This window comes from Aquabacterium sp. (assembly GCF_004297345.1).
In the GTDB taxonomy this organism is placed as follows: Bacteria; Pseudomonadota; Gammaproteobacteria; order Burkholderiales; family Burkholderiaceae_C; genus Aquabacterium.
Genome location: NZ_SCTN01000387.1, coordinates 1 through 15,480, shown reverse-complemented (window position 1 = coordinate 15,480; position 15,480 = coordinate 1). Strand labels below are relative to the sequence as shown.

General features: G+C 63.3%; 13 protein-coding genes. 9 read left to right on the top strand and 4 right to left on the bottom strand.

Going from position 1 to position 15,480, the window contains the following annotated elements; translation table 11 throughout:
• The first annotated feature begins 62 nt into the window (after positions 1–62).
• Together EPO09_RS14750 and EPO09_RS14745 are read left to right on the top strand one after the other, a co-directional pair.
• Positions 63–674, top strand: coding sequence for an OmpA family protein (locus EPO09_RS14750; protein WP_290644084.1), 612 nt, complete (start codon positions 63–65; stop codon positions 672–674).
• A 6-nt stretch (positions 675–680) separates the two neighbouring features.
• Positions 681–2,309 (top strand): caspase family protein, encoded by a 1,629-nt coding sequence (locus EPO09_RS14745; RefSeq protein WP_290644083.1) that lies wholly within the window; start codon positions 681–683, stop codon positions 2,307–2,309.
• A gap of 75 nt (positions 2,310–2,384) precedes the next feature.
• Here the strand turns inward: EPO09_RS14745 and EPO09_RS14740 are convergent, their stop codons facing one another.
• Together EPO09_RS14740 and lysS are read right to left on the bottom strand one after the other, a co-directional pair.
• A complete protein-coding gene (locus tag EPO09_RS14740; protein ID WP_290644082.1) occupies positions 2,385–3,590 on the bottom strand; it encodes an autotransporter outer membrane beta-barrel domain-containing protein in 1,206 nt (401 codons plus the stop codon).
• A gap of 287 nt (positions 3,591–3,877) precedes the next feature.
• The gene (lysS, locus tag EPO09_RS14735) at positions 3,878–5,404 is read right to left on the bottom strand and encodes a lysine--tRNA ligase (RefSeq protein ID WP_290644081.1); all 1,527 of its coding nucleotides are present in this window, start codon (positions 5,402–5,404) and stop codon (positions 3,878–3,880) included.
• Positions 5,405–5,499: 95 nt separating this feature from the next.
• Between lysS and EPO09_RS14730 the strand changes: the two genes are divergently transcribed.
• From EPO09_RS14730 to EPO09_RS14700, 7 genes are all read left to right on the top strand, one after another.
• A complete protein-coding gene (locus EPO09_RS14730) occupies positions 5,500–6,918 on the top strand; it encodes a teichoic acid transporter (RefSeq protein ID WP_290644080.1) in 1,419 nt (472 codons plus the stop codon).
• A gap of 129 nt (positions 6,919–7,047) precedes the next feature.
• Positions 7,048–7,704 (top strand): acyltransferase, encoded by a 657-nt coding sequence (locus EPO09_RS14725; protein WP_290644079.1) that lies wholly within the window; start codon positions 7,048–7,050, stop codon positions 7,702–7,704.
• Positions 7,701–8,831 (top strand): glycosyltransferase, encoded by a 1,131-nt coding sequence (locus EPO09_RS14720; protein ID WP_290644078.1) that lies wholly within the window; start codon positions 7,701–7,703, stop codon positions 8,829–8,831. The genes EPO09_RS14725 and EPO09_RS14720 overlap by 4 nt, the downstream gene beginning before the upstream one ends.
• A gap of 11 nt (positions 8,832–8,842) precedes the next feature.
• Entirely contained in the window at positions 8,843–9,961 is a 1,119-nt protein-coding gene (locus tag EPO09_RS14715; protein ID WP_290644077.1) for a glycosyltransferase family 2 protein, read from the top strand.
• Positions 9,962–9,992: 31 nt separating this feature from the next.
• Positions 9,993–11,195: a DegT/DnrJ/EryC1/StrS aminotransferase family protein gene (locus EPO09_RS14710; RefSeq protein ID WP_290644076.1), complete on the top strand. Its 1,203-nt coding sequence runs from the start codon at positions 9,993–9,995 to the stop codon at positions 11,193–11,195.
• 34 nt (positions 11,196–11,229) lie between these two features.
• Complete coding sequence (locus EPO09_RS14705; RefSeq protein WP_290644075.1) at positions 11,230–11,826, top strand: sugar transferase; 597 nt, start codon at positions 11,230–11,232, stop codon at positions 11,824–11,826.
• 4 nt (positions 11,827–11,830) lie between these two features.
• On the top strand, positions 11,831–14,434 hold the full coding sequence (locus tag EPO09_RS14700) for an acyl-CoA dehydrogenase family protein (protein WP_290644074.1): 2,604 nt from the start codon (positions 11,831–11,833) through the stop codon (positions 14,432–14,434).
• A gap of 3 nt (positions 14,435–14,437) precedes the next feature.
• Here the strand turns inward: EPO09_RS14700 and EPO09_RS14695 are convergent, their stop codons facing one another.
• Positions 14,438–14,908, bottom strand: coding sequence for a MarR family winged helix-turn-helix transcriptional regulator (locus tag EPO09_RS14695; RefSeq protein ID WP_290644073.1), 471 nt, complete (start codon positions 14,906–14,908; stop codon positions 14,438–14,440).
• Positions 14,909–15,030: 122 nt separating this feature from the next.
• Positions 15,031–15,480: L-serine ammonia-lyase, iron-sulfur-dependent, subunit alpha (locus EPO09_RS14690; protein ID WP_290644072.1), on the bottom strand; the 450-nt coding region annotated here is incomplete at its 5' end.

Below are 15,480 nucleotides of genomic sequence, written 5' to 3'. Positions count from 1 at the left end.
GCTCACGCGTGCCGGACAATCCACATCTCACATATTCAATCAAATTCACAGGGAGTCTAATGATGAGCATTCGTCATCGTGCAGTGGTGCGTCGCGTTGCCAGCACCTGCGTTCAACTGATTGCCGCCACATCTTTGTTCTGCGCCGTGCAAGGCGCGATGGCCCAGAACGTCATGGTCTATTCGGAAGGCCAGACGCCGAGCGCGCAGGATGTGGCCGATATCCTGTCACGTGGCGCCAGTGAAAACATCAAGCAGCGCGGTTTGAATGCCTCGTCTGGCGCCATGGGCTCGCCCTTTGCCATCCTGGAGCAAAAGCCTGTGGCGACCGTGCGCGAGGCCAGCGCCTTGTCGGTGCCGGTGCAATTCGGTTTTGACTCGACCGAGTTGTCGCCGCAGTCGCGTCAGCAACTCAACGCCATCGCCGATGGCATCAAGCTGACCGAAGGCACGGTCAAGGTGGTCATCGAAGGCCACACTGATGCCAAGGGGCGTTCCAACTACAACGAGAAGCTCTCTTTGCGCCGTGCCATGGCCGTGCGTGACTACCTGGTGCAGGAGCGCAAGCTAGCCGTCAAGCTGTTGATGGTGGAAGGCAAGGGCGCGCAGAAGCTGCTGGACAAGTCCGATCCCTACAGCCCACGCAACCGGCGTGTTCAATTTCGCGCAGGCTGATCGCTCATGATTGGCTTGAAGCGCTGGCCGGGCCTGAGCCTGGTGATGGGGGCTGCGTGTCTGCTGGTCTGTCAGGTGGCCAGCGCGGATTCGCTGGATCGCGCCAGGCAGGACGATGCGCAGGCTGCTGATGGCTTGGTTCATTGCCTGTTTCCGGGGCAGGTGCGTCGATTGGGTGCTTTTGCCACCAGCGTGACGCCTCGCCGTGCGGCACGTGTGGCGCCCAAGGATTGCGCGGCAGGCGGCGGCGAATACATCGAGCCGCAGGACACCAGCAGTGCTGCCAGCAAGATCTGGTTGCCGCTGGCCGCTGACGGCGTACCCGAAGCTCAGGCCACGGTGGCGGAGTTGTATGAGCGCCAGGGGCAACCCGGCCTGGCCAAGGCCTGGTACGAGAAAGCCGCTGCGCAAGGTATGGCCCGCGCCCAGTTTGGGCTGGCCGCTATGCTGGACAAAGGGTTGGGCGGCGGGCGCAATGCTGCACGCGTGGCCGAGTTGCTGGCCGCAGCCGGTGGCGGCCTGGTGGCAGGGCTGACATATCAACCGCGTGAGCAACCGCATGTGGATTTTGTGGCGCCTGATGCCGCTGCGCCCATTCCCAGAGCTGTAGGTGGGCGTGTTGCGCTGGAAGCTGCGCCTGGGCCGGTCAATGTGGTGGCCAGAGTCGTGGCACCCGCAGGCCTGGCTTCGGTCAAGGTCAATGGCCAGACGCAGCAGCCGGATGCGCAGGGCTTTGTCACTGTGCCTGTGACCGTGGGCGAATCTCCAGCCAGCGTCATCGTGGAAGCACAAGACCGCGATGGTGTGCTGGCGCAAGCTCAACTCACGATGGTGCAACGGTCTCCTGCGCCCTCGGCCAAAGCGGTTGATACCAGGCTGCTTGAGCCCGGCTTGCTCAAGGGGCGCCGCCTGGCGCTGGTGGTGGCCAATCAGGCTTACCAGCACTGGCCCAAGCTGGAGACGCCGCAGGCTGATGCGCAGGCTGTGTCAGATGCCTTGCGGCAACGCTTTGGCTTTGATGTGACCATGCTGCAGAACGCCACACGCCAGCAGTTGCTGGCCGCACTCAATCGCTTGCGCATGCAGGCGGGCCCTGAGGATCAGGTGGTGGTCTATTACGCCGGGCATGGGCAGATGGACCAGGTGACCGCACGTGGTTATTGGATCCCCGTGGATGGCGATCAGCAGGATCTGGCGCAGTGGGTGTCGGTCATCGACGTGACCGATCAACTGGCGGCGATGAGCGCCCGGCACGTCATGGTGATCGCGGACTCATGCTATTCGGGTACCTTGACGCGCTCCTTGTTGCCTCAGATCGATCAGGCTTTGAGCTCGGAGCAACGTCAGTTGCCGCTGGGCCATCTGGTCAAGCAACGTGTGCGTGTCGCGATGACATCGGGTGGTCTGGAGCCCGTGGTGGACGGGGGCAGTGTGGACCACTCCTTGTTTGTGCGCAGTCTGCTGGACATGCTCGATCAGGTGCGTGCGCCGGTGTCCGCTCAGGAACTGTTTGCCGGTGTGTCGTCGCGGTTCGCGTATCTGGCGCAGCGCTTGCACATCGCCCAGCAGCCGCAATATGCGCCCATTGGCTTTGCCGGGCATGAGGCCGGTGACTTCGTGCTGGCACCCATTTGAGTTGATGTTGGCGTCGCCAATCAAAAAGCCGGACGCTCAGGCCCGGCTTTTTTTGTGCGCTGAATGTGTACCAGCTCAGAGTTCGTAACGAACGCCCAATGTCATGCGCCAGGTGCTCACATCGCGTTGCGCAAAGCCGGTGTCATAGTCAGCGAACACGGTGATGCCTTGCTGCAGGATCAGCGAGGTGCCTGCGCCAATCTGACCGAACTGGCGATCGATGGCCAGTGGGCTGGGCGCTGGCAGCAGGCCTTGTCCGGACACATACGTGGCGGCCGAGTTGCCCTGGATGTGCCAGCCTGTGATCTGGGTGAACTCGATGCGTGCATGAGGTGCGATCAGGCCCCAGCTGGTTGGGATGGTGGTCTGAACCTGGGTGCCAGCAGACACAGAGCCCGAGCTGCCTTTGGTTCTGGTGGCCGGGCCACCGAAACTGCCCACGCGTGAGGCGACCTCATCAACGCGGGCGTAGGGTGACAGTGTCCAGGTGCCCATGGGCAAGTCGTAACCGGCAGACAGGCTCAGGCCGCTGTGAACGCTGGTGGTGGGGTACTCGTAGCCGTCTTCGGCATGCAGGTCGTCGTGCGCGTTCTCCACACTGATGGCCAGTGCCACGTAGCTGGCGGCGGTGGGGCTCCAGTTGACGTAACCAGTGAGGTTGCCGCTTTGGCTGTCAATGCGGCTGGTGCTGCCATCCCAGCGCATGCGGGTGTTGCCCAGGCCGATGGCGGCGCCGGCTGCCCATTGGTCGTTGATGCGGTAGTCCGTGCCGACATTCACATCCGTGCGGCCGACGCGCAATGCCTGCGTGTTCTGGCTGGCGTCGCCACCTTCGCGTCTGGATTGATCGCCGCCCGTGGCATAGACCTGCAAGCCTTGAGCGGATGCTTCTGGTGCGCGCAAGGCGCGAAGCTGGGCCATCCGTTGCTGCGCGCGAGCCAGTTGCTGGCGTGTCTGCCGCAAGCCTTGTGCGGCCAGATGCGCGCCGAACGTGTCGGACATGCAACCGGGATCGGCACTCGGCGTGACTGACAAGGGAATGGCCGGGGTCTCGGGGCTGCCTTCCGAATAGCCAGACGCTGTACTGACAGACTGGGCCGTCGCGCGCGCCTGGGCTGGCCGCACGATATCGCTGACGCCACCTTGGTTGGACCAGTCGATGGGCGGTTCGACGACGGGATCAGGCACGGACGTGATGTTGGCCTGGCAGGCAGCCTGGGCAACCAGAGGTGCCATCAAGGCAAGGCTGATGGTGGTCAGCGACAGCTTGGACTTGGACATGCGGATAGGGGTAGCGTTGATGCGCACGCACGAAGTCACAAGGGCGAGCCAGCAGGCTCAACCCGATCACAGCCACGAAGCGTGGCAATTCATCCCTGAAGATTTGTGACGCCATGCGCTGGTGCGCGTTGGACATCTTTTTTTGAAGCGCAAATTGTCCCATTCCCAGTTGGTGGTGTCCTTCCCCTGTGCGGGGGGCTTGCCATGAACAGCGCGAAAAAAAGCCCGGCTCTGACGAGTCGGGCTTCGTGTGTTGACGGCGGCGAGCACGAAGGCTCGCGCTGCAATCAGGCTTCGCGGCGCAGGGCCGGGAACAGGATCACGTCACGGATGTTGGGCGCGTCGGTCAGCAACATCATCAGGCGGTCGATGCCGATGCCGCAGCCGCCTGTGGGAGGCAGGCCGTATTCCAGGGCGCGGATGTAGTCGGCGTCGAAGTACATGGCTTCTTCGTCGCCGGCATCCTTGGCGCTGGCTTGCGCGGCAAAACGGGCGGCTTGTTCTTCAGGGTCGTTCAACTCGGAGAAGCCGTTGCCGTATTCGCGGCCGGTGATGAACAGCTCGAAGCGTTCGGTGATGCTGGGGTCGGCATCCGATGCGCGGGCCAGCGGCGACACCTCGACGGGGTAGTCGATGATGAAGGTGGGCTGCCAGAGCTTTTCTTCCACGGCGGCTTCGAACATGCCGAATTGCAGTTCGGCCAGCGTCCAGCGTGCGGGCGGCTCTTCGCCCAGTTCTTTCAGCTTGGCGTGCAGGGCGTCCTTGCTGTCGGCTTCTTCGGGGCTCAAGCCGGCCACCTGGATCAGCGATTCGCGCACGGTCAGGCGGGCGAAGGACGATTCCAGGTCCACTTCCTTGCCGCCATAGGTCAGCTTGGCGGTGCCTACGGCAGCGATGGCGGCGTGGCGCAGGATGGATTCGGTGAAGTCCATCAGATCGCGGTGGTTCCAGTAGGCCGCGTAGAACTCCATCATCGTGAACTCGGGGTTGTGCCGCACGGACACGCCTTCGTTGCGGAAGTTGCGGTTGATCTCGAACACGCGCTCGAAGCCGCCCACGACCAGGCGCTTCAGATACAGCTCGGGCGCGATGCGCAGGAACATCTCTTGATCGAGCGCGTTGTGGTGCGTGGTGAAAGGCTTGGCGTTCGCGCCGCCGGGGATGGGGTGCATCATCGGCGTTTCGACTTCCAGGAAGCCGTTGTCCACCATGAAGCTGCGGATCGAGGCCACGGCCTTGGAGCGGGCGATGAAGCGCGAACGCGAGTGCTCGTCGACGATCAGGTCGACATAGCGCTGGCGGTACTTCTGTTCCTGGTCGGTCATGCCGTGGAACTTGTCAGGCAGCGGGCGCAGGGCCTTGGTCAGCAGGCGGATGCTGGTGACGCGGATGGAGAGCTCACCCGTCTTGGTCTTCATCAGCGTGCCTTCGGCGCCGAGGATGTCGCCCAGGTCCCAGTGCTTGAAAGCTTGCAGGGCATCGGCGCCCACGGCGTCCAGCGTCACGTAGACCTGGATGCGGCCCGTAGCGTCTTGCAGTGTGCCAAAGCAGGCTTTACCCATGACGCGCTTGAGCATCAGGCGGCCACCGACGGACACCGTGACGTTTTGTGCCTCCAGAGGCTCTGGTTCGGTGGCGTCGTGGGCGGCGTGCAGGCTTGCTGCGCGGTCAGCGGGCTTGAAATCGTTGGGGAAGGCCACGCCCTGTGCACGGATGGCGGCCAGTTTCTCGCGGCGTTCGGCCACCAGTTTGTTGGTGTCGACCATCAGCTCTGCGGGAACGGGCTCTTGCGTGGGGTGTTGGTGCGTGGTCATGACGGAGGATCAGGGTTAGCGGGGCGGCTGGTCGCCGCAGGCGCGATTCAGGCCAAACCCTAGATTGTATGAAACCCTGGGCGACAATGGCGCACATGTCCGTTCAAGATTCCCGTCCACCAGCCGTTCAGGGGGGCTCGACCGGGGCCGAAGTGCCTCGCGGGCGCCTTGTGGCGCTTCAGCAGGCCCTGCGTGCGCTGCCCAAGGCCGCGTTGGGGAACCTGATCGCCAAACTGATGATGGTGGGCCTGGGCTTGGCCATCACGGTGACGGTGGCGCGCCACGGGCCGCAGGTGCAAGGTGCTTTTGCGCTGTTTGTGGCGGTGGAATCGGCCTTGTTGACCTTGTTTACCGGATTGGGCCTGTGGCTGGCGCGGCAGATGTCCCAGCAGGCCGATGGGCAGCATGGCCAGGCTTTACCGATGTTGCAGGGTGTGCTGCGGGCGGCTGTGGCCTTGGGCTTGCTGGCCTCGCTGGTGCTGCTGGGGGTGTCCTGGTGGGCCAAGGCCATGCCCTATACCTATCTGTGGCTGTTGGCCTTGGCGGCACCTTTCCTGTTGCTGGTGCCCACTGCCACGGGCTTGTGGTTGGGCGAGGGCAGGATGTGGCCGATCAATGTGGCCCAGGTGTCGGCGCCGGCCTCCGTGCTGATTGGTCTGGGTGGTGCCTGGTGGATCACGCAGGGTGGGCAGGGGAGCCGCTCCAGCTCTACCGTGTTGCTGGTGTTGACAGCCTGGGTGACGGGCAAGTCCATCGTGGCCGTTGTTACTGCGTTTTATGCTTTGCGTCATGCCCGCCAGCGTGATGAGCGGCTGGAAGACAGCTTTGCGGGCTCGCGCCTGATGGCTTTCCTGCAAAAGCCGCCGAACTGGTGGGCGCAATGGCCCTTTGTGGCCACCATCGGCATCACCAATGTGATCGGCCTAATGAATTACCGGGTGTCGCTGTTTCTGGTTGAGCGCTTTGATGGTTTGAGTACGACGGGTATTTACTCCGTTGCCGTGACCGCGGCGGAGTTGCTGTGGTTGCTGTCCTCGTCGGTGACGGTGTCGGTGTACTCGCGTATTGGGCACCCTGACGTGAAGATTGCCGCGGCCATGACCGTGCAGGCCGTGCGCATCAATGTGCTGTCCACCTTGCTGGCGGCGCCGGTGCTGTTGGGCCTGGCATGGTGGGGGCTGCCCTGGGTGATGGGGCCGGCTTACGAAGCGTCGTTGCTGCCTTTGGCTGCACTGTTGCCTGGTGTGGCGGCTTACGCGGCGGCGTCCAGCTTGTCGGCGTTTTATACGAACCATCTGGGGCGGCCGCAGTTGTCCGGGGCGATCGCGGGCATGTCGCTGACGATCAGCTTCTGCGTGGGCTGGTTCCTGGTGCCGATGTGGGGGCCGCTGGGGGCCGGGGTGGCATCCAGCACCGGCTATATCGTGGCTATCGTGGCGGCGTACGGGGTGTTTCTCAAGCACGCAGGGCTGCCGGTCAGGGCGCTGTGGCAGCCCTCCTTGACGCGGGTTTAGCGGGGCTCACCACCGGTTCACGGGGCTTCCAGCCCGTTCCCCAGGCTCGGCGCCTGGCCGCACCGGCAGGATCAGGGACAATACACGGTTCAGCCCCTGTGGTGTCCTGAGGTTTTCCGCTTTCCCTTCATGTCTGCCCTGATCCAGAAACTCAAACATCCAGTTGCGCGCTTGCTCTCGGCCTTCACCGGCCCGCGCATCCTGTATGGCTGGGCGAACGCGGACGGCAGCTGGTGCCCCCATACCCGCGTCAGCACCCACACCTGTTTCGAGGGCCTGGAAGGGCTGAAGTTGGGCGATCACGTTTTCATCGGGCACTTCAACCGCATCGACGGCTCCAACGGCCTGGTGATCGAAGAGGGCACCCAGGTCACCAACTACGCGTCCATCCTCAGCCATTCCAGCCACAAGGCCGTGCGGGTGATGGGGCGCCGCTACATCAACGATCCCAATCCTGCAGGCTATGTGCGCAAGGCCACCCACATTGGCGCCTACAGCTTCATCGGCCCGCACAGCGTGATCGCGCCGGGCGCCAAGATCGGCAAAGGCGTCATCGTGCAGGGCTACAGTTTTGTGTCCGGCGTGGTGCCGGATTTCGCCATCGTGGGGCCGCAGGCGCATGGCAAGCCAGCTGTGGTCATGGGCGATACCCGCGAACTGGACCGCGCCACGCTGCAGCGCCATCCTGAGTTGCACGCGCTGTATGCGCAGTGGGCCGGCAAGGACAACCTGCGTCGCGCACTGGGTGCGCAGCAGGGACAAGCCGCCGGTCAGGAGCCCGCATGAGCCGTCGCCCAGATGACGCCGCCGTGCGCATCCTCTTTTTTGCCGATGCGTCCAGCGTGCACACGCGCCGCTGGGTGGCCGCTGCGGTTGAGCGCGGTGCCGAAGCGATCGTCATCACACGCCAGCCTGCCGAGGTGCCGGGTGCGCGTGAAGTCATCGCCATCGCGCCGGGCAATGACAAGCTGACGTGGTTCAAGGCCTTGCTCAAGGTGCGCCAGGTCGCCCGTGAGGTGGCCAAACGCTTCAAGCCCACGCTGGTGCACGGCCACTACGTGACGTCTTACGGCCTGTGGGCGGCGATGTGCGGCCTCAAGGTGCCCACGGTGCTGACCGCCTGGGGCAGTGACATTCTGGTCACGCCGCGCCGCAGCCGCCTGATGCGGGCGGTGGTGGGATGGTCCTTGCGTCATGCCGATCTGATCACGGCCGATTCGATGGACATGCTCGACGAGATCGCGCGCTACCACCCTTCTGCACCGTGCCATCAGATCCTGTGGGGCGCCGATACCGACAAGTTCGTGCCGGGCAACCCAGGCGAGGACTTCGATGTCATCAGCCTGCGCACCTGGGAGGCCAACTACAACATCGACCTGATTCTGGAAGCCTTCTCTCGTTTCCTGACGCTGCGCCCGCAATCGCATGCCCGCCTGCACTTGCTGGGCGGCGGCCCCATGCAATCGGCGCTTGAAGCCCGTGTGCAAGAGTTGCGCCTCTTGCAGCAGGTGCGCTTCCATGGTCGCGTAGGTGACGTCGAGATGGTCAACGCCATCCAGCGCAGCAAGGTGAGCGTGTCCGTGCCGACCAGCGATGCCACCTCGGTGTCGGTGCTGGAGTCCATGGCTTGCGGCCTGCCCATCATCGCGTCTGACTTGCCAGCCAACCGCCAGTGGATCGACGACAAGGGCGGCTGGATCGTGCCTGTGCGCGATGTGGATGCAGTCACGCAGGCACTGGTCACCGCATACGACCACCCGATGCAGGCAGCCCAGATGGGTTTGTATAACCGCGAGCGCATCGAGCGTGATGCTTCGCGCCGTGGCCAGATGGACGCCATGTGGCGCCTCTATCAGAAGCTTTTGCACCCCGCTGTGCCGCGCATCAAGCGTCATCGCGCGTCGGCGCGCTGAACCGTCTGCCCATGCCAGGCCAACTGAACACCGTTTCGGTCATCGTGCCCTGCCGCAACGAGCAGGACTACATCGAGGCTTTCTGCCGCAGTGTGGCCGCGCAAGCCGTGCCTGATGGCTGGGCGCTGGAGGTGCTGATTGCTGACGGCATGAGCGATGACGGCACCCGGGAGCGCCTGGCCGCTGTGTGTGCCCATGACAGTCGCTTCGTGATGCTGGACAACCCCGGCCGCATCGTGTCGTGCGGCCTGAACCGTTGCATTGAAAAAGCCCGAGGCGAGTTCATCGTGCGCCTGGATGTGCACACGGTTTATGCCCCTGATTACATCGCGCAATGCCTGGCCACCTGGCAGCGCACCGGTGCCGACAACGTGGGCGGCCCCTGGAAGGCCCAGGGCGTGGACGGTGAGCAAGGCACGGTACAACGCGCCATTGCAGCAGCCTTCCAATCCCGCCTGGTAGCCGGTGGCGCGCTCTCGCGTGATCTGGCTTACGAGGGTGAAGTGGATACCGTCTACCTCGGCTCCTGGCCGCGCCAGACCTTCGAGCGCTTTGGCGGCTTTGACGAAACCCTGGTGCGCAACCAGGATGACGAACACAATCTGCGCATCCACAAAGGTGGCGGGCGCATCTGGCAATCGGCCAGCATCCGCTCCACCTACTTCCCGCGTGCCAGCAAGATGGACGTGTTCCGCCAGTACCGTCAATACGGTTACTGGAAGCCCTTCGTGATGAAAAAGCACGGGCAGGCAGCGGCCTTGCGGCATCTGATTCCGGGCTTGTTCGTGGGATGCATGTTGCTGCTCTTGCTGCTGACGCTGGTCGGCAGCCTGGGAATGAGCTACCTGCCGTTCGGTGCCGCGCGTACCGTGATGATCTGGGGCACGCTTATCACAGCCAGTGGCCTGATGTTGCAAGCCTTGTTGTATGGCATGGCCGTGTATGCCATCAGCTTCAGCATTGCCCGCCAGCAGGGCCGTGACCTGATGCGGCATCTGCCTGATGTGATTGCGGCCTATCACTTCGGCTACGGCCTGGGCTCGCTGCGCGGTTGGTGGGATGCCATCGTGCGTGGTCGTCCGGATCCTGCCTTTGGTCGCCTGACGCGCGGCAAGCCTGCTGCGCGATGAGCGCGTACCTGATTACCTGAGAGAGACATCCATGAGTTCCTCTTCATCTGCCGATAAGACCTTGCCCTTCCTGCCTTTCGCCTTGCCTGAAATCGGCGAGGAAGAGATCGCAGAAGTGGTCGACACCCTGCGCTCCGGCTGGGTCACAACCGGCCCCAAGGCCCGCAAGTTCGAGCAAGCCTTCACTGCTTACCTCGTGGGTGATTCGGGCGATGACAGCCTGCAATCCATCGCCGTGAACTCGGCCACGGCCGGCCTGCATCTGGCGCTGGAAGCCTTGGGCATCGGCCCTGGCGACGAGGTCATCACGACCACGCACACCTTCACGGCCACCGCCGAAGTGGTGCGCTACCTGGGCGCTGACGTCAAGCTGGTGGACATCGATCCCGCCACGCTCAACATCGACCCGGCAGCGATCGAGGCCATGATCACCCCGCGTACCAAGGCCATCATGCCGGTGCACTATGCCGGCCTGTCGGTGGACATGGACGCCATCTTCGCGATCGCGAAGAAGCACAACTTGAAGATCGTGGAAGACGCGGCCCATGCGCTGCCCACCACGTACAAGCAGCAGTTGATCGGCACCTTGCAGAGCGATGCCGTGGTTTTCAGCTTCTATGCCAACAAGACCATGACCACAGGCGAAGGTGGCATGCTGGTCACGCGTGATGCGCAACTGGCGGCGCGTGCCAAGGTCATGCGCCTGCATGGCATCAACCGCGATGCCTTCGACCGCTTCACGGCCAAGGTGCCCAGCTGGTACTACGAGATCGTCGCCCCCGGCTTCAAGTACAACCTGACCGACATTGCCGCCGCACTCGGCTTGCATCAGTTGCAGCGCGTGAGCGGTTTCCAGGTGCGCCGCGAGCAGATCGCATCGCGCTTTGACGAGGCCCTGGCCGATCTGCCGCTGATCCTGCCGCCGCGCCCGCAACATGCCGGTGATCTGCACTCCTGGCATCTGTACGTGGTTCGCCTGACGGACGAGGCCACCATCAACCGCGACCAGTTGATCGACAGCCTCTTTGCCGATGGCATTGGCGTGAGCGTGCACTACATCCCGCTGCACCTGCACCCCTACTGGAAGGATCGCTACGACCTCAAGCCCGAGCAGTTCCCGCACAGCCAGAAGGCGTACGAGCGCATGGTGACCTTGCCGCTGTACACCAAGATGACGGACGACGATGTCGAGCGCGTGATCAAGGCCGTGCGCAAGGCCTTCGGCAAGGCTTGATGCGGCCACTGATGCGACCATTCAGGTGCGGTAGATGAGCAAGCGACTGTTCGACTGGATCCTGTCCACACTGGGCCTGCTGATGCTGGCGCCTGTGCTGCTGCTCATCGCGCTGGCGGTCAAGCTGGATTCGCCAGGGCCGGTGTTTTATCGGCAAGAGCGCGTCGGGCGCCATGGCGCGCCATTTCGCATCCACAAGTTCCGCACCATGCGGCATGAGCCTGCAGGCCAGGGCTTGCAGATCACGGTGGGCGCTGACAGCCGCATCACCGGAGTTGGCGGCTTCTTGCGCAGCACCAAACTCGACGAGTTGGCGCAGTTGATCGATGTGTGGCTGGGTGACATGAGCCTGGTGGGGCCGCGCCCGGAAGTGCCGCGTTACGTGGCGCACTACCCGGCAGGCCTGCGCGAAAAAATCCTGTCCGTGCGCCCAGGCATCACGGATATCGCATCTATCGAATACCGTGACGAAAGCAATGTGCTTGCACGTGCCACGGACCCCGAATACGCCTATATTCACGAGGTGATGCCCCACAAGCTGGCCCTGGCGGCAAGCTATGTGGATCAAGCCTCGGTGTGGACGGATATCAAGCTGATCGTGCGCACCATTCAGGCGATCTTGAGCAAGTGACACGATGACCCATCCGGACGGCGCTTATTTGCCATCCATCAAGGAAAGAAGCCCCAGCGCAGATGCCGAGCGTCTGCGTCATTCGGTGGCGGACTGGTCTGCCGCGCTGGCAGCCGTCAGCGACCTGCCTTCTGCCGTGCGCCAGGATGTGGTCGATGCGCTGGAGTTGGCACAACGCTTCAACGCCGAAGTGGTGCGGCCCTGGGCCTTGCAGATCGATCGCCAGGCCATGGATGATCCAGCCTACATCCCGCGCGAGCTGATCCGCCAGGCGGGCGAGTGGGGCCTGTTCACGCTGTGGGTGCCGGTGTTGTTCGGCGGCAAGGGCTGGAACTACCTGTCGCTATATGCCTTTCTGGAAGAGGTGGCCTCGGCCTGTGCGGGTGTGTCCTCCTTGATCGGCGTGCACTACATGGGGCAGGGCGCTTTGATGGCCGCCTGGAACCTGCGCCTGGCCGCGAAGATTTCTGCCGAAGTGTGTGCGGGCGAGCGCCGGGGGGAGCCCTGCCTTTTGAGCCTGGCGCTCAACGAACCACAAGCGGGCACGGACACCACCGACATCCAATTGCTGTCGCAGGCCAACTTGCTCACGCAGGCGGTGGCCCAGCCTGATGGCAGCTACATCCTCACGGGACGCAAGAGCTACATCTCCAACGGCCATGTATCCACCTGGCACATGGTGGTGGCCTATGAAGATCTGGCCCAGCCTGCCGACACCATGGTCGTCCTGGCCGTTCGGGCCGACATGCCCGGTGTGCGCGTTGGCGAGATGATGGACAAGCTGGGACAGCGCGCCTGTGTGGCGTCCGAGTTGATCTTCGACGGCGTGCACGTGCCCGCCGATTGCGTGGCCATTGACCGCCGACGGGCCAAGGACCTCAAGCGGCCCTATCGCGAAGTCGCCCAGACGCTGATGGACTACATCACGGCCTGCACGCGTGCCGGCGTGGGCGCCTTTGCGGCGGGCGCGGCCCGTGGCGCTTATGAAGGCGCCCGGGATTACGCGGCACGCAAGGTCTTGCCCGGCGGGCGGCTGATCGAGCAGCAATGGGCGCAGACCACCCTGGCCGAGATGAACAAGAACGCCATTCTGGCGCGCCAGGCTTATCTGGAATCGGCCCTGGCCAATGGTCTGGGTGGCTTGTTCCGAACGATGTTCTTTCGGCCCTTGTATTGGGCGGACCAGTTGGCTCCGGCCAGCGTCTGGCGCTTTGCAGCGCGCCGTGTGCTGCAGTCTCCAGATGCCACGCATTGGTTCCAGAAGCGCTTTCTGGATGGGCAACCCAAGGAGTGGCAGAACCTGATTTCAGGTCTGGCCTCGCTGGCCAAGTTCGCCGGCGCGGATCTGGCCATGAGCAATGCCGGCCTGGCGCTGGAGTTGACGGGGGCTGATGGCTTGCGCCACGAGATCGGCATTGAAAAGCGCCTGCGTGATGCCAAGCTGTTGCAGATCTACGAAGGCACCGATCAGATCAACCGCATCAACCTGTTCAAGTGCCGCTTGCGCCCTGACCAGGGTGTGCGTGTCTTCATGCGTGAAGACGAAGCGTTGGCGCTACCTGATGCACGCATGAACTGGGTCTCGGCGCCGCAGAGCGATTGGTGGCGCGCTGCCGATCAGTTTGCCAGGACGCAGTTGCCTGGTCTGTCGTTCCAGTCCGCGCTGGACCACATGCATGGCCTGGGTTGGGCCAATCTGTGCAGTGAGGCCAGTGCCGGTACGCAAGATACATCGCTGGACGCCTTGTGCCAGGTGCTGGAGGCTTTGTCCGCCGGTGATGCCGGCATGGCGGCGGCTGTGTACGGCAGCGCGGCGGCCCATCTGGCCTTGCGGTATGGCGATACCAGCGCCGAGCATGCGCCCCTGATGCGTGAGTTGTCGGGCGAATGGCTGGCCTGGCCGGCCTTTCACGGCCTCCATGATCAGCTCTGGCCGGCAGTGGATGCACAAGGTTACTTGCGCGGTCAGATTGACATGTTGCTGCTGGGCACCCATGCCCGATGGGCCGTGCTGCCCGTGCAAGGGCGTGATCAGACCATGCAACTTGCTGTCGTGGACCTGTCGCATCCTGCCGTGATCCGTGGCGAACGCTTGCTGACCTTGGGCTTGGCCAACTGTGGCATCAATGACGTCGAATTCGGCGGCGTGCCATGCGAGATCCTCAAAGGCGAGCTGGCGCCTGCCTTGTTCAGGCGCCTGTCTGGCTTGTTGGCGCCGGCTGTGATGGCCATGCTGTGCGGTGTTTCAAGGGCCAGTCTGCAAGAAGGCCTGGCACACGCATCCAGCCGTCAGCAAGGTGGTGGCAGCTTGCTGGGCTGGGGTGAGGTGCGCCGCATCCTGTCCTTGATGCAGGAGCGCTTGAGCGTGATGCAAGCTACCTTGCAGTCGGCCATGTCGGGCGGCATGCCGGGGGATGGCGCTCAGTTCGCCTTGCTGCATGTCAGTGGGCAAGCCTGTGAGCTCACGGTGCATGGTGCCCAGTTGCTGGGAGGCGAGGGCTATCGCTCAGGTTCGCGTCAAGGGCTGCGCATGTCGGATGCGCGTCAGTTGCAATGTTTGCTGGGTGGGGCGGCTTGGCGTCGTCAAAGCTTGTTGAATCGGGCTTGATGCTCAGCCCGCATTGATCCCGCACAGCTTGAGCAGCAGGCCATGCAATTGCGCCTGCTCGGTTGAGTTCAGGCCTTGCACCACCTCTTCATCCTGTTTTTGCACGGCTTGCGTGATCTTGATCAGGTCGGCCTTGCCCTTGTCCGTCAGGGCCAGACTGAAGGCCCGGCGATCTTCTGGCGCGGGCAGACGTTGCATATAACTCAGCTCTTCCAGCGCATCCACCAGGATCACGGCGCCTGATCGCGCGATACCCATGATCTTGGCCAGTTGCGTGAGCTTCAAGCCAGGGTTCAGCGACACGATGACCATGGCCGAGAACCTGGGCGGCGTGATGCCCCAAGGCTCCAGCGCGAGAATGAATTTCTCGTACATCTTGATCTGGGCCCGCCGCACGGCATAGCCCATCAAGTTGTCCAGCACGCCATATTGAATGCCCGGTACGTGGGCTACAAAAAGTTCCGAATCGCTCATTGTGGTGGGTGCTGCTGGATCACGCGTTTGTCCGAATTGTAGATAGCCTGATCAGGTGTTCCGGCGACCAAGGTCACATTCGGTTGTTGAATTTAGAGCACATTCTGTGTTGTGTCAGTAAATCAGCACGCCACGATGTTCACGGCCAGTCCGCCACGTGCGGTTTCCTTGTATTTGTCTTTCATGTCGGCTCCGGTTTCTCGCATGGTCTGAATGACCTTGTCCAGGCTGACCCGGTGGGAGCCATCGCCATGGAGAGCAAGCCGTGCCGCGTTGATGGCCTTGACGGCGGCAATCGCGTTGCGCTCGATGCAGGGGATCTGAACCAGCCCGCCCACAGGGTCGCAGGTCAGGCCCAGGTGATGCTCCATGCCGATTTCTGCCGCGTTCTCGATCTGAGCCGGCGTGCCGCCAAGTACGGCGCACAAGCCCGCTGCGGCTATGGAGCAGGCCACGCCCACCTCGCCCTGGCAGCCCACTTCCGCGCCTGAGATGGAGGCGTTCTCCTTGTAGAGCAAGCCGATGGCGCCGGCCGTGAGCAGGAAGCTCATCACGCCCTGTTCAGATGCGCC

Excerpts from the sequence above, each read along its gene's own strand:
- EPO09_RS14730 (WP_290644080.1), top strand. The coding sequence starts at position 5,500 with ATGTCCGTTCAAGATTCCCGTCCACCAGCCGTTCAGGGGGGCTCGACC.
- EPO09_RS14700 (WP_290644074.1), top strand. The coding sequence starts at position 11,831 with ATGACCCATCCGGACGGCGCTTATTTGCCATCCATCAAGGAAAGAAGC.
- EPO09_RS14710 (WP_290644076.1), top strand. The coding sequence starts at position 9,993 with ATGAGTTCCTCTTCATCTGCCGATAAGACCTTGCCCTTCCTGCCTTTC.
- lysS (WP_290644081.1), bottom strand. The coding sequence starts at position 5,404 with ATGACCACGCACCAACACCCCACGCAAGAGCCCGTTCCCGCAGAGCTG.
- EPO09_RS14745 (WP_290644083.1), top strand. The coding sequence starts at position 681 with ATGATTGGCTTGAAGCGCTGGCCGGGCCTGAGCCTGGTGATGGGGGCT.
- EPO09_RS14750 (WP_290644084.1), top strand. The coding sequence starts at position 63 with ATGAGCATTCGTCATCGTGCAGTGGTGCGTCGCGTTGCCAGCACCTGC.
- EPO09_RS14715 (WP_290644077.1), top strand. The coding sequence starts at position 8,843 with ATGCCAGGCCAACTGAACACCGTTTCGGTCATCGTGCCCTGCCGCAAC.
- EPO09_RS14705 (WP_290644075.1), top strand. The coding sequence starts at position 11,230 with ATGAGCAAGCGACTGTTCGACTGGATCCTGTCCACACTGGGCCTGCTG.
- EPO09_RS14695 (WP_290644073.1), bottom strand. The coding sequence starts at position 14,908 with ATGAGCGATTCGGAACTTTTTGTAGCCCACGTACCGGGCATTCAATAT.
- EPO09_RS14725 (WP_290644079.1), top strand. The coding sequence starts at position 7,048 with ATGTCTGCCCTGATCCAGAAACTCAAACATCCAGTTGCGCGCTTGCTC.
- EPO09_RS14740 (WP_290644082.1), bottom strand. The coding sequence starts at position 3,590 with ATGTCCAAGTCCAAGCTGTCGCTGACCACCATCAGCCTTGCCTTGATG.
- EPO09_RS14720 (WP_290644078.1), top strand. The coding sequence starts at position 7,701 with ATGAGCCGTCGCCCAGATGACGCCGCCGTGCGCATCCTCTTTTTTGCC.